Source organism: Butyricimonas sp. RTP31003st1_G1_RTP31003_210430 (assembly GCF_040920905.1).
Taxonomy (GTDB): Bacteria; Bacteroidota; Bacteroidia; order Bacteroidales; family Marinifilaceae; genus Butyricimonas; species Butyricimonas paravirosa.
Window position 1 is genome coordinate 4,529 of record NZ_JBCOSQ010000086.1, and the last position, 13,601, is coordinate 18,129.

The following is a 13,601-nucleotide window of genomic DNA, read 5'->3' on the forward strand; positions in this document are numbered from 1 at the left end:
GACCAAGGAGGTGGTATATAATGGAGAATCGACTTTGGATGTGACCTTGGATCCTGATGTAACAGAAATGGCCGAGGTTGTCGTGACAGGTATTTTTACCCGTAAAGCGGATAGCTATACCGGTGCCGTGACGACGATTAAAAAGGAGGATTTGCAAAAGGTTGGTAACCAGAACGTGTTGCAATCACTGAAAAATATCGATCCTTCTTTCCAAGTATTGGAGAATAATGAATTCGGTTCTGATCCGAATAAGGTTCCGGATATTCAGATGCGTGGAGCGTCTAATTTTTCAGATATGAAAGATAAATACCAGACAAACCCGAATCAACCGCTTTTCATTGTTGACGGATTCGAGCAGTCGATAGAGAAAGTAATGGATATGGATATGAACCGGGTGGCTTCGATCACCTTATTGAAAGATGCAACAGCCAAGGCTCTTTATGGTTCTAAAGGTGCTAACGGGGTTGTCGTGATCGAGACTGTGACCCCGGAAGCCGGAAAAATGAGAGTTTCTTATTCGGGCAATCTTAGTATTCAGGCTCCAGATTTAGGGAGTTATGATTTGGCAAATGCGGCAGAAAAACTAGAGATCGAGAAAAGAGCAGGTGTTTACACGGATAAATCGGGACGTCCCAATGTGCAACAACAATATGATGAGAAATATAACGAGTATTACAAAGAAATCTTGCGGGGAGTGGATACATATTGGTTGGAAAAACCTTTACGTGTGGGAGTGGGACACAAACACTCGTTGAATTTTGAAGGAGGGGATGACATTATCCGGTATAGTATTGATTTTTCGTATAATAAAGTCGCCGGGGTAATGAAGGGGTCTGATCGTGAAGTGATTTCTGGTGGTTTTAATTTTCAATATCGTTACGGTAAATTCCTTTTTAGAGATCAATTGTCTGTCACTTTTAATAAGGCTGACGAGTCTCCTTATGGGGCATTCTCCGAGTATGCAAAATTGAATCCTTACTGGAGAGCTTACAATGATGATGGTAGTATTAGGGAGGTTATGGGAGATTACCAGATCGCAAATATGCAGGGAAGTCATCCTATATATAATCCGATGGTAAATGCTTCATTAAACACGAAAACCTCGACATCTTATACTGATGTCACGAATAATTTTTATGCAGAGTGGGATGCTTTCGAAGGAATGAAGGTAAAAGGACGTTTCGGGTTAGTTAGCAGCAAAAATGATAGTGAGGTGTTTTTACCGCGTGATCATACGTCTTTCCGGGATATATCGCCTGATAGCGAGGATTATTTTAATAGAGGGAAGTACACGAAAGGTAATGGCACGCGTTTAGATTATAATGTGGATCTTTCTGCGAATTATTCAAAATTGTTTGGTAAGCATTTGTTATTTGCTAATGCCCAGTGGAGTATAAGTCAAAAAAAGAGTGAGATGGTATACTTCCAAGCTCAAGGATTTGCTAATAACAAGATGGATTATATCACGAATGCGAAAGAGTATGTTTCCGGTAGTCCTTATGGAGATGAATCAGTCGTGAGGGAGACTAGTGTTTTGGCCTCTGTTAACTATTCTTATGATGACCGATATTTATTAGATGCAACGTATCGGGCGAATGCTTCTTCTCTATTTGGTGCAGACAAACGTTGGGGAAGTTTCTGGTCTGCAGGTATTGGTTGGAATATTCATAAAGAAAGGTTCTTCGAAGGAGTCAGTTTTTTGGAGAAATTGAGATTAAGAGCTTCAACGGGGTATTCCGGTTCGCAGAACTTTAATTCTTATCAAGCGATAGCCACTTATAAGTATTATAACGAGAGCTATGATAATATTATGGGATCGTACTTGATTAGTCTGGCGAATCCGGAATTACAATGGCAAAAGACTCAGGATAATAATTTTGGTATAGAGTTTTCGGTGTTGAATATGTTGGATGTTACTTTTGACTATTACATAAAGAACACGGAAAATTTGTTGACTCCTGTTTCACTTCCTCCTTCAGCTGGTTTTGATAGTTATATGGAGAATTTAGGCGAGACGCAAAATCGAGGTATCGAGGCAAAAGTTAATCTGCGTGCGATAAGAGATACGAAGCGTGAAATGTATTTAAGCGTGTTTGGCTCCCTTATGCATAATAAGAACAAAATAACCAAGATTTCAGATGCATTGAATACATTAAATAATACTCGGGATGAGGAGAAGATAGAGAGTAATATACCGGATCACGAAAATGGAAAGGGTGTGACCAAGCCTTCAACCCGTTATGCGGAAGGGCAATCTATGAATGCAATATGGGCGGTGAGATCATTGGGAATAGATCCAATGAATGGTGATGAAATCTTTTTATCAGCGGACGGTAAGATGGTTTATAAATGGGATCCGAAAGATCAAGTGGTTGTCGGTGATGATTTACCCAAGGTTTCCGGAACTTTCGGTTTTAATTTTGAATATAAAGGCTTTTCTGTGAACACGTCGTTTTATTACAGATTGGGTGGACAATATTATAACCAGACTTTGGTAAATAAAGTGGAGAATGCCGATATACAATATAATGTGGATCGTAGAATGTACACGGATCGTTGGACAACTCCGGGAGTTGCGGCTAAATATAAAGCCTTTAATAGTAGTGAACCCTTTACCCGACCGACATCTCGTTTTGTTCAAGATTTAAATGAATTGCAGATGACATCGTTAAATATAGGATATGATTTCCGTAATTGCGGTTTCATGAAGGGGGGAGCAATTGAACGGTTAAAATTGCAATTCTATGCGAATGATTTGTTCAGATTATCAACGGTGAAAACGGAACGAGGTACTGAGTATCCGTATGCTAGAACGTATTCATTTACTTTACAGGCAACGTTTTAGATTTTTGAATGATAAAAAAGGAAATTATGAAGAATATAGTACATAGAATAAAGTTATCCGTTTGGGTTCTTCTGGTTTTGTTTGTTACAACTTCCTGTGAGAGCTGGTTAGATGTGAAACCTAAGACGGAAGAAGAAGCTGAACGTATGTTTAGTACAGAAGAAGGATTTAAGTCTGCTTTGGCAGGTACTTATATTTCTCTGAGTCAGCCCGAGTTGTACGGTAGAGAGTTAACCTTCGGAATGGTAGGTGTTTTAGGACAAGAATGGGAAAAGGGAGGAACCTTGGATCAAACCAGCTCGGCATATTCTTTTTTCTTGCGATATAGATATGATGAGACGGTGTCAAAAGCAATTGTGGAGAAAGTGTGGGGAGAAATGTATAAGACGATTGCTAATGTGAATACATTGATTGAGTACACGGATAAAAAACGGGATGTGTTGAAAGGGAATAATTATGAAATTATTCGCGGAGAGGCTTTGGCTTTAAGAGCTTTTATTCATTTTGATCTTTTACGGTTATATGCGGAAGCTGATTTTTCTGAGGCTGCAGAGGTTTCAATCCCTTATGTGAAAGAAGCTAAACCAGCGATTGCTCCACAATATACTCCGGCAGACGTGGTGGAATTAATTCTGGGAGATGTAAAAGATGCTCTTGATTTATTGGAGAAAGATCCCATTTATACGGGGCAGGATGTCTCTGGTGAGGATAACGGTTATTTAGCCAATCGGAATTTCCACTTGAATTATTATGCTGTGCAAGGTTTGAAAGCCAGGGTATTAGCTTATGCAAAACAAATGGATAAAGCGGCAGAGGCAGCTTTGATCGTGATTGGTGCGCAGGAAAGTAAAAATATTTTTCCTTGGGTGAAAAAGAATGATATAAATCCTAGTGATGTAACATTGAAAGATCGTACTTTTTCTACCGAGCATCTTTTTGCCTTGAATACGATCAAATTGGACGAAAATATCAAAGGATATTTTAAAGAGACGACGTCACCGATGCTTCCTCGGCAGGCAATCACGGGTGGTTCGAATTATTTGTATGATGTGGCTGATTATCGTTTGAAGTGGTTTGATAATGAGAATGGGTTGGTAAATGTGTTTTCAAAATTCTGGCAAAGCGATAAGAAAACGGTAGATGGGGTTGTTTTACCGAAGAGGGATAGAATGCCAGTGATTCGGATTTCAGAGATGTATTATATCGTGGCAGAGTCGATGAAGATGTCTGATCCTCAAGGAGCATTGGATAAATTGAATTTGGTGCGTAAAATGCGTGGATTGACAGAGCCTCTTACTGACCTGAATCCTGATGCGATTCAACAGGAAATACAGAAAGAGTACGAGAGGGAATTTTTAGGAGAAGGACAGTTATTTTTCTACCATAAGAGACAGGGAACGAAGAATATCGCAACTGCAAATGCTGTTTATAAACTCCCGATGCCTGATCTGGAGATCGATCTTGGAGAACGTGAATAATTTTAAATTTGTTGATTATGAGAAATATATTTAAAATATGGTTACTTGCGGGATTGGTGTCATTCTTTATGATATCATGTAGCGAAGATAAGATTGAAACTTATTCCGGTCCAGATGCGGTCAACATGTGGATTGGTACGACGAGAGATAGTGCCGAGATGTCCTTTTTGGCACTGGAACCAACATTGACCGAATATGACTTTAACGTGGAACTTCGAATTCAATCCGTATTAAGGAATGAAGATCGAGATGTGAAAATTAACTTGGGTGAATTGACAACGGCTGTTGCCGGAGAAAATTTCGAAGTCGCTGAAAATGTTACTATTCCCGCTGGGGAGACTTCCGTTATAGTACCGGTGAAAGTTTATAAAAAAGGGTTGGCCGATATTGAAGGTGGATTGGTTGTTGAGCTTGTTATTGGAACATCCGATGATTTCATTCCGGGGGTCTATGGGAAAATGAAACTTTCTTTTGCCGGTGATTTCCCCAAAAATTGGTATGCAAGTACGACTTCAGATGTAGGAGCAATACCTTATTTCTGGGGTAAATGTACGAAAAATAAATACCAATTCGTTTTTGAACATTTAGGTACTATTGATTTGAAAGATTATGCGGGATGGAATTATACTCCGATTATAGCAATGCAGAATGAGTTGAATGCTAAATTAGAAAAATATGCTGCAGATCATGACGGGGAATGGTTACCGGATGACGATGGAAGTAAAATGTGGTTCTCTGCTGGTACCTGATATTTAAGTCTATTGGAGTATTGGTATATTGATGAATTAAAATTTAGAGTTTATGAAAAATAAGATAAGACATTTATTATTTCTTTCGGTAATACTATTTTCTGTTGCTTCATGTATTGATGATAAAGGAAATTATGATTATACGGAAATTGAAGATGCAATAGTTGAGATACCGGAAGTAAAAGAGAATGGAGGTAAGATTAGTCGTGATCGCTATGACGAATTAAGTTTAAATCCTGAGATACAGTATCAAGCCGGTTCTTCTGCGGATGACTATAATTTTGAATGGGGTTTGTACACTCAACAACCACAAAAAGATGATGATGATGCTTATATCCCGAAGAAAATTATTGGAGATAAACCGCAATTGTCGTACAAGCTAATTGATGAGCCGGATAAATATTATGTAGTTTTGAAGGTGACGCATAAAGAAATGGGCTCGTGTACAGATTATAAATTTGAATTGAATGTTAATTCTATGGCTGGGTGGCTTATTTATGACGAAGCCGCTAGTGGAGATGGAGATTTTCAGATTATTCGTGATCGTGAAATTGTTCCGGACTTGTCTTCGATTCAGACAGGTATTGTTCGGAATTATTTTGCTACGGCTAATGGAGGAAAGAAATTACGGGATGGAAAGTTCTTGGGAAGAAGGAATATGAACAATCAATATGATCATTTATATCTTTTCAAAGAGGACGGGATGTACAAAATGAAAGCTGGAACTTATGAAGTTATTACTGAAGATTATTCTACTTTGTTTTCCACTCAACCAGCGAAAAATGCTCCGATGGCTCTTTATTATCCTAGCCCGATGTATGGACAAGTCGAAGTATTCGTGAATAATAATGAGATGTATACGATCAGATGGAATATGCTGGGACAGGAGGATAAATACACTACACCTATAGGAGCTTGGGGGACTGCTTATAAAGTTAATCCGTTTATAGCTCCGGTTCCTGTGACAGGCAATACTGTTCGTGCTGTTTTGTATAATGATATTAGTAATGCTAGAGGTCAGTTTATTACTATAAATAGTAGTGGCGCTGCTGGTTTTCCGATGACTCCAGAAGGGAAATTTAATACTGGAGCGATTAATACTAATGAGACCATGAAACTTAAATTGGAGTATTTGGGACAAGGTCGAGATGGTATTACTTGTGCATTATTTAAAGATGAATTAAATGCTGGGAAGCTTTCGCTTTATACTGCAGATCTTCGGGATGTTTCTAAGCCTTTAGCATTGGAGATTTACGATTTAAGTGATTTACAAAATATTGATGATGCAAAATACTTTACTTTCGGAACTCGGGGTGATGTATTGTTTTATGCGACAACTTCTAAGGTTTATAGTTACGTGTTCAACGGGGCTGTAACTGAATTGCTTTCAACATCAGGAGAGGAGATTGTTTCCATGAAATTGTACACGCATTCAGCCAATGAAGATTACAGTGGGCGTATGTTGTTCGTGGCAACTTATGATGGGGCGGCCGGAAAAGTGTACAAAATTAAATTCAATGAGTTGAACGGACAGTTGGATGGAGAGGTTGAGGAATATACCGGCTTCGGGAGAATTATTGATATGATGAATAAAGAATAAAAATATCCCCCTCGTGAATGTATGAGGGGGAACTTCTAAAATGGTTATCAATGAAAATAAATAAATTATCTAGGATCATAGGTTTTGCTTGTTTATTGCTGGTGTTGACTGTATCGGTGAACGCCCAAAAGTATAAATCAGTGTTTAAAAACCTGACTTGGGAACAGGCGGCAGAACAGGCACAAAAAGAGGGAAAGATCGTGTTGGTAGATGCTATGCGAAAAGCTAGAACCCCGGAGGATCAGAAAAAACAAGATGCTGCAGAGCGAAAATTGTTCTCTATTCCGGAAATTATGAATTTTTGTGATCAGCACGTGATTGCTATTCATATTGATATGGGGTCTGAGGCTGGTCAAGCATTTGCTCCTAAACTAATGATGAATATGTACCCGACATATGGTTTCTTTATGCCTAATGGGGATATTCTTGGGGTGGTAAGTCCTTATCTTTTGGCTCAAAAACCGGAAAAGTTCGAGGAAGTTGGAAATAAGGCTTTGAAAGACGCAGAGGTGAAAAGAAATAACAACCGTTCGATTCAATTTGAAGAGATTAGTTTGAAGGATGCAATGGCGAAAGCGAAAAAAGAGAATCGATTGATTTTTATTGATGCTTATACGGATTATTGTCAACCTTGTATGTTAATGGTGAAAAATGTATTCTCGTTGAATAAGGTGGCTGATTTTTACAATCAGAATTTTATAAACTTGAAAATGCATTTCGGAAAGGAGAAAGAACTTGCGGAAAAATATGGCACGAGTGGTTATCCGGCATTCCTGTTTATTAATGGTGACGGGAAATTGGTCTATATGGAGAGCGGATACACGGAAGGAGATGAGTTTATTGGTTATGGGAAAATGGCTTTAGAGAAGGCCAAAGGAATTGAATTTATCGAAGGGGACTGGAATCGGGCATTGGAGCAAGCGCGACAAGAGAATAAACTTATTTTCATGGATTGTTATACTTCTTGGTGCGGACCTTGTAAACAACTGGCGAAAACCGTGTTTACTGATCCGGATGCGGCCAACTTTTTCAACGAACATTTCGTGAACCTGAAAATGGATATGGAAAAAGGGGAAGGGATAAATTTGAAAGATCGTTTTGAAGTGAAAGCATATCCTACATTACTTTTTATTAACGGGCAGGGGGAAGTTGTACATTGCCTTGTTGGGGCGCCAGGATTGAAGGAATTGATGGAACAAGCTCAGCTCGCTTTTGATGGGAAAGGGTTAGCCTATGCGGATGATGAATACCAAAAGGGTAACCGGGAACCGGAATTGATTCAAGCATATCTTACTTATTTAGGAAATGCCTCCTTAGATAAAGAGGCAGAGAAAGTAAGTTTGGATTACTTTGCCACGTTAGATAGGAATAATTTGAAGGAAAGAACGTATTGGGATATATTTGTCAAGTATGTGAATAATGTTGATTCAGATTTGTTTCAATACGTGTATGAACATCGGGATGAATTTTATTCTATTTACGGAGAACAAGATGTAAAACGGAAAATTCAAAATGTGTGGGGTAGTGGTGCTAACCAGTTTGTGCATAAAGAAGGAGATCAGATGGTGTTGGACAAAAAAGGTTTTAAACGTTACGTAAAACGCATGGAAAAAGCAAAAGTGGATGGCTGGGAGGATATTGCTTCCGGTGCGGAAATGATGAATGTGGAGAAGATTGGCGATTGGAAGACTTATATCGCTTTAGGTACAGAGCGTATCAAGCAAAATAAAGTTTCCGATCTGCTACTTTATAATTGGGGATTACGGGTAAATAAGCAATGTAAAGATAAGGAGTTAAGATTATTGGCGGCTAAGTGGTTTGATGAGGCGGCAGCTAAAGCTGCTAAAAATGAGGCAGAAGGAAAAAGTAATATGATGTCTTACCGGACATATTTTGAAAAACTGGCAAAAGATTTGAAGGCTGATGTGCAGTAAACGAAGGGATTTTAATGGACTAAAATGATATTTATGAGAAAGATTTTAAGATTATTGTTATTCACTTGTATGATGGTTAGTACAAGTAGTGTTTTCGCCCAGAAAACGATCACAATCAAAGGGAAAGTGAAATTCCCTTATAACCGGTTCAACATGGAAATTATTGAACGGCAAGGATTCGACAAGACAATTATCGATTCGTGCAAGGTAAAAGATGATGGGACATACGAATTCAAAATGAAGGTGGATAAACCGGGTGTTTACACGTTGGACTGTCAAAAGTGGCAATCTGTACAATTCTGGGCAGAGGACGAGGATTTGGAGATTAATTTCAGGGGAGAGGACACGGCTAAGATAAAAATAAAGAACCCGCCTTACGTGTATATTAAAGGTGGACCGAACAATGAGTTAATGAATTTAATGAATTGGGATGGATACCGGGGGTATCAATTAATGATTGGTATTTCTCAAGGCGTGTATCGTATTCCAGGGATTGATGATCAGGCAAAACAAGAAGTTTCCGGTAAATTTTATGATATGTTGGGAAATGAATCGAGAGCGAGAGCTAAATTTTTAGCAGAAAATTATGCTGATCGGAATAGTGTGTTGGCAATATTACCGGCTTTGAGAGGAGAAGAAAACGAGGAATTAGTAAAACAGGTTCTATCTCGTCTGGAAAGTAAGAATCCGAATTATGCTCCCTTGTTGAAATATAAGGCAGAAATGGCTGAGGCGAAAGCTCAAAAAGAACGTTTGGCCGAGGGGAAAGTTGCCCCGGAATTTTCATTCCCTACTCCTGATGGAAAGAAAAAGTTAGGACCTCAGGATTTTAAAGGAAAGATTCTTGTACTTGATTTTTGGGCTTCTTGGTGTGGACCTTGCCGGGCTGAAATTCCTCACTTGAAGGAGGCTTATAAAGAGTATAGCAACAAGGGTGTGGCATTCTTTAGTGTTTCGATTGATAAAGATGATGCTGCTTGGAGAAAAGCCATGAAGGAAGAGAATATGCCTTGGGCGCAAGCGCAGGCTCCGAAGGCTGGAAAAGACGTGATGAAACAATACCAGTTCTCGGGAATCCCTTATATTTTGGTTTTGGACAAGGAGGGGAAAATCGTGGCAAAGAATTTGCGGGGAAAGGCATTGACGGATAAGCTAGAGGAATTGCTTAGTGGTAAAAAGAAGAGTGTGGCGATGCCCGCGATGGGGATGTAGTAAAAAAGGGGCAGGGGGATGGCGTGTAAGGTCGGGAGTAAATGCTTCTTCTTATCACACAGTTCTTTGCATGCATCTCCCTACTTCTTTTAGAATATATAATGGTAAAGGAAATGAGAATATTACTTTGTTTTGTATTGATGTGTTGCATGTCCGGATTGGCTTCGGCACAAATGACTGCAGCGAAGAAAATACCGCCTGCTATCGAGAAAAAGATCGTGTTGAAAGCATCTGCTCAAAAAGTGTGGGATTACATCTCGGAACCGGCAAGTTACAAGAAGTTTTCGGGCGTGAAGGAATTTACTTGCGAGGAGAAGGCTTTGAATGCTAAAATCGAGTTGACCGGGAAAGATGGCAAAAAAAGGAGTCAATATATCAGCGTGATTGATTATGATGTCTTCAAGATTTGTTATTTTGTTACCCGATCGGATTACGCGGGCGATAAACAGTGGGTTTATGCTTTTGAAGTTCATCCCAAAGGAGACAAAAAATGTGAGGTCGTGTTGTCTGTTTACAATGGGTTTGACGAACTTTCGCCAGAATTCAAGAAAGGAATGACCGAAGAGTTCGACACTATTATTGCCAGTTTGCAGAAAAAATTTAAATAGTGATATTACGAGAGGATGTTCAATTAAAGTTTATGTAATGAAGAAATTATTTGTATTAATCGTTTTGATGGCCGGGATTATTTGGGGCGCAGAGGCTCAAAGCAAGGGGATTACTTTCGAACAGACGAAAGAATGGAAGAAAGTTTTGAAGAAGGCTAAGAAAGAGAAGAAGTTGATATTTATCGATTGTTACACTTCTTGGTGCGGGCCTTGTAAGATGTTATCCTCACAGGTGTTTACCCGTGAGGACGTGGGGAATCAGTTTAATGCGGATTTCGTGAACGTGAAGTATGATATGGAAAAGGATGCGGATGGCGTGATGTTGAAAGATAAATTTGAAGTGAAGGCTTTCCCAACTTTGGTTTTTGTGGACCCGAATACGCAGCAGGTGGTTCATAAGATGGTTGGGGCCGGTTCCGCCGAATGGTTAATGGAAGGTGGAAAGATGGCAAAAGATCCACAAAACAATTTGAGTGGATTGACGAAGCGATACGAGGCTGGGGAGCGGAGTACGGATCTGTTAAGTCGTTATTTGAATGCTCTATCCTCTGCTTATATGCAGGAAAAACAAGGGGCTGTTGCCGCTGAATATTTGAACGCCTTGTCGGATGACGAGATTGTAACCAAGGATAATTGGGAGTTGATCAAAAAGAACGTGAGCGATCCGTTATCAAAGCCTATACGTCAAGTGATTGCAAATATCGGGCGTTTCTATGAAGTAGCCGGTAAAGAAGTGGTGGATTATAAATTGGAAAATTCGATTAAGGGAGCCGTGGCTGAAATCACGTATTGGCGTCCGGGAAACGGGGAGTTTAACGAGGCTAGAAATGCCGAGTTGATTAAATTACTTCAGTCTTTGGATTATGCTTTTATCCCGGGAGCTTTGGCTAGTTTATACACCGCCGAGTATGTTCGGAAAGGTGATTATAAAGGAATGTTGAATAGTATGCGTGAGGCATTCAAGTACAACGTGTTCAGGAATGGTGAAGAGCAAATGTATTTCCAAAATAATATTGAGGCGTTAACCGGTTGTGATGACAAGACTCTCGTGCAGGAGGGAATCGATTGGATCGATGCCAGATGTGCCCAGACAAAAGATTATTTTGCCAAAGCTAATTTGATGAATTCTAAAGCTCGCTTGTTAACCAAAAACGGGGATACGCTTGGAGCGGATAAGGCGAAAATGGAAGAAGAGAAATATAATGCAGAGGGAGAGAAAAGAAGTGGGGGAAAAGCAGTTAGAGCTATTCGAATGAATTAATAATGTTTTCTTTGTGTGATGAAGGCCGCCCACGCTCGGGCGGCCTTTTTTTATTTATTCCTAGTAATTTTCGTGAAAAACAGAATGAAAAGACCGATACCCACGATCGCTCCTATCGGGTAACTGATAGAAGGGGAAAGATACAAACCACCCACTTTATAAGGGGCTATCAGGAAATAGGTCGTACATACGATACTTAAAAACGTGGCAGGGATAGACATCATCCAATGAGCTTTTCCTTTTTTAGCCAAATAGGTGGCTGCGGTCCATAGCGTGATGGTTGCTAACACTTGGTTCCCGATACCCACGTATTTCCATATCGTGGAGAAATCCACGTTACAAAGTAAATAGGCGATGATGAATATCGGGATAGAAACGATAAGACGATTCTTGATCGGTTTCTGGTTGAATTTTAAAGCGTCAGCAATGATCAATCGCATACTACGGAATGCCGTGTCTCCGGATGTAATCGGGCAAACAACAACCCCGATAATAGCGATAATCGCGCCAAAACGTCCTAACCACGAATTGCAGATTGCATCCACGATAATAGCGGGTGTTTTTCCTGCCGTGGCAGCGGCATTCAGGCCTTCCGCACCCCCAAAGTATGCCATGGCAGCGGTAGCCCAAATCATGGCCACGATTCCTTCTGAAATCATGGCTCCGTAAAAGATAGGGCGTCCGTATTTTTCATCTGTCATACAACGTGCCATCATGGGGGATTGCGTGGCATGGAACCCGGAAATGGCACCGCAGGAGATCACGATGAATAACATCGGGAAAAGAATATTGTTTGTCGGGTCTGCGTGCATATTTTTCATCGTGTCGAAGGTTAATTCTTCAAGATAAAGTTTCCCGGAAAATCCCCCGTAAAGTAGATAACTACCCACGGCCACGGCCATGAATATTAAGGCCAATCCCATGAACGGGTAGATTTTACCGATAATTTTATCAATGGGAAGTAACGTGGCTAGAATATAGTAGGCAAAGATAACATATAGCCAGGGCGTCATACTCATGTTTGTCAGGTTACCGAGTAAATCTGCCGGTCCGTTCACGAAAGAGACTCCCACGGCCAGTAATAAAAATCCCGTGAAAAACGTCATGAATTTACGCACATTGTTCCCGAGGTATTTCCCGACAATATCAGGTAGACTTGTTCCGTCGTGGCGGATAGAAAGCATACCGGAAAAATAATCGTGAGTCGCTCCCATGAAAATACAGCCGATCACGATCCATACGTAAGCCATCGGACCGTAAGCCGCTCCTAGTATAGCCCCGAAAATAGGTCCTAGGCCAGCGATGTTTAAAAACTGGATAACGAAAATACGCCAAGGTTTAAGCTCGTGGTAATCCACCCCGTCTGCCAGGCGTTTCACCGGAGTCGCAATTGTGGATGAGGCTCCGAAAAATCGTTCAACAAATTTACCGTAGGTAAAATAAGCGACGATTAATAGACCGATAGAGATAATAAATGTTAGCATTTGCTTGGAATTTTTGCATGATCACAAAGTTATAAAAAATGTAGTATATTATAATTCCTGAAAATGAAAAAAGAAATGGCGATCAGTCAGGCTGTGTGTAGGTGTTGAGGTTGCTCTGGAGCTGATCGCCCGGCCAGGGACACGATATTGGTATAATCCGTTTTACAGGAAAAATAGGAACAGATTCCCTGTCTGACATTCCGGATTATTTCTGGATGTGGAATTGGATGTGGCCGTAGATGATATAACAAATCATTGTTATGTAAATTAATGTGTTTTTCATTAGACGTTTGTTTGTAACAAAATTAGATAGAGGATTGTGAATTCAGATAGAAATTCGGGTTGATTTTTATCTGTAACGTTTCTAAATAGATATGGTCGGGATGTTTTTGTAGCTAATTTTGAAAATATTGAATTCTATGGGTTTGCG

Annotated in this window: 9 protein-coding genes; 8 read left to right on the forward strand and 1 reads right to left on the reverse strand. The window is 40.0% G+C overall.

What is annotated here, in order from left to right:
- The 8 genes from AB5542_RS18995 to AB5542_RS19030 all read left to right on the forward strand — a co-directional run.
- Nucleotides 1-2,845 (forward strand): SusC/RagA family TonB-linked outer membrane protein (locus AB5542_RS18995; RefSeq protein WP_368243339.1); only part of this gene is annotated, 2,845 nt, incomplete at its 5' end.
- Between the two features lie 26 nt (nucleotides 2,846-2,871).
- The gene (locus AB5542_RS19000) at nucleotides 2,872-4,323 is read left to right on the forward strand and encodes a RagB/SusD family nutrient uptake outer membrane protein (protein ID WP_158571997.1); all 1,452 of its coding nucleotides are present in this window, start codon (nucleotides 2,872-2,874) and stop codon (nucleotides 4,321-4,323) included.
- Between the two features lie 17 nt (nucleotides 4,324-4,340).
- Entirely contained in the window at nucleotides 4,341-5,072 is a 732-nt protein-coding gene (locus AB5542_RS19005) for a DUF4843 domain-containing protein (protein ID WP_087419384.1), read from the forward strand.
- A 52-nt stretch (nucleotides 5,073-5,124) separates the two neighbouring features.
- Nucleotides 5,125-6,672 (forward strand): PKD-like family lipoprotein, encoded by a 1,548-nt coding sequence (locus tag AB5542_RS19010; RefSeq protein WP_087419385.1) that lies wholly within the window; start codon nucleotides 5,125-5,127, stop codon nucleotides 6,670-6,672.
- 50 nt (nucleotides 6,673-6,722) lie between these two features.
- Entirely contained in the window at nucleotides 6,723-8,606 is a 1,884-nt protein-coding gene (locus AB5542_RS19015; protein WP_158571998.1) for a thioredoxin family protein, read from the forward strand.
- Nucleotides 8,607-8,639: 33 nt separating this feature from the next.
- Nucleotides 8,640-9,818 carry a TlpA disulfide reductase family protein gene (locus AB5542_RS19020; protein WP_158571999.1) on the forward strand — a complete coding sequence of 393 codons (1,179 nt, stop codon included), beginning with the start codon at nucleotides 8,640-8,642 and terminating at the stop codon, nucleotides 9,816-9,818.
- Between the two features lie 113 nt (nucleotides 9,819-9,931).
- On the forward strand, nucleotides 9,932-10,426 hold the full coding sequence (locus AB5542_RS19025) for an SRPBCC family protein (protein ID WP_279038699.1): 495 nt from the start codon (nucleotides 9,932-9,934) through the stop codon (nucleotides 10,424-10,426).
- A 37-nt stretch (nucleotides 10,427-10,463) separates the two neighbouring features.
- Complete coding sequence (locus AB5542_RS19030; protein ID WP_279038700.1) at nucleotides 10,464-11,687, forward strand: thioredoxin family protein; 1,224 nt, start codon at nucleotides 10,464-10,466, stop codon at nucleotides 11,685-11,687.
- A 50-nt stretch (nucleotides 11,688-11,737) separates the two neighbouring features.
- Here AB5542_RS19030 and AB5542_RS19035 read toward each other — a convergent pair whose 3' ends face one another.
- Nucleotides 11,738-13,171 carry a carbon starvation protein A gene (locus AB5542_RS19035; RefSeq protein ID WP_279038701.1) on the reverse strand — a complete coding sequence of 478 codons (1,434 nt, stop codon included), beginning with the start codon at nucleotides 13,169-13,171 and terminating at the stop codon, nucleotides 11,738-11,740.
- Between the last annotated feature and the right edge of the window lie 430 nt (nucleotides 13,172-13,601).

Bases quoted from the DNA above. Each gene is read 5' to 3' on its own strand.
- AB5542_RS19010 (WP_087419385.1), top strand. From the start codon at position 5,125: ATGAAAAATAAGATAAGACATTTATTATTTCTTTCGGTAATACTATTT.
- AB5542_RS19015 (WP_158571998.1), top strand. From the start codon at position 6,723: ATGAAAATAAATAAATTATCTAGGATCATAGGTTTTGCTTGTTTATTG.
- AB5542_RS19035 (WP_279038701.1), bottom strand. From the start codon at position 13,171: ATGCTAACATTTATTATCTCTATCGGTCTATTAATCGTCGCTTATTTT.
- AB5542_RS19020 (WP_158571999.1), top strand. From the start codon at position 8,640: ATGAGAAAGATTTTAAGATTATTGTTATTCACTTGTATGATGGTTAGT.
- AB5542_RS19030 (WP_279038700.1), top strand. From the start codon at position 10,464: ATGAAGAAATTATTTGTATTAATCGTTTTGATGGCCGGGATTATTTGG.
- AB5542_RS19000 (WP_158571997.1), top strand. From the start codon at position 2,872: ATGAAGAATATAGTACATAGAATAAAGTTATCCGTTTGGGTTCTTCTG.
- AB5542_RS19025 (WP_279038699.1), top strand. From the start codon at position 9,932: ATGAGAATATTACTTTGTTTTGTATTGATGTGTTGCATGTCCGGATTG.
- AB5542_RS19005 (WP_087419384.1), top strand. From the start codon at position 4,341: ATGAGAAATATATTTAAAATATGGTTACTTGCGGGATTGGTGTCATTC.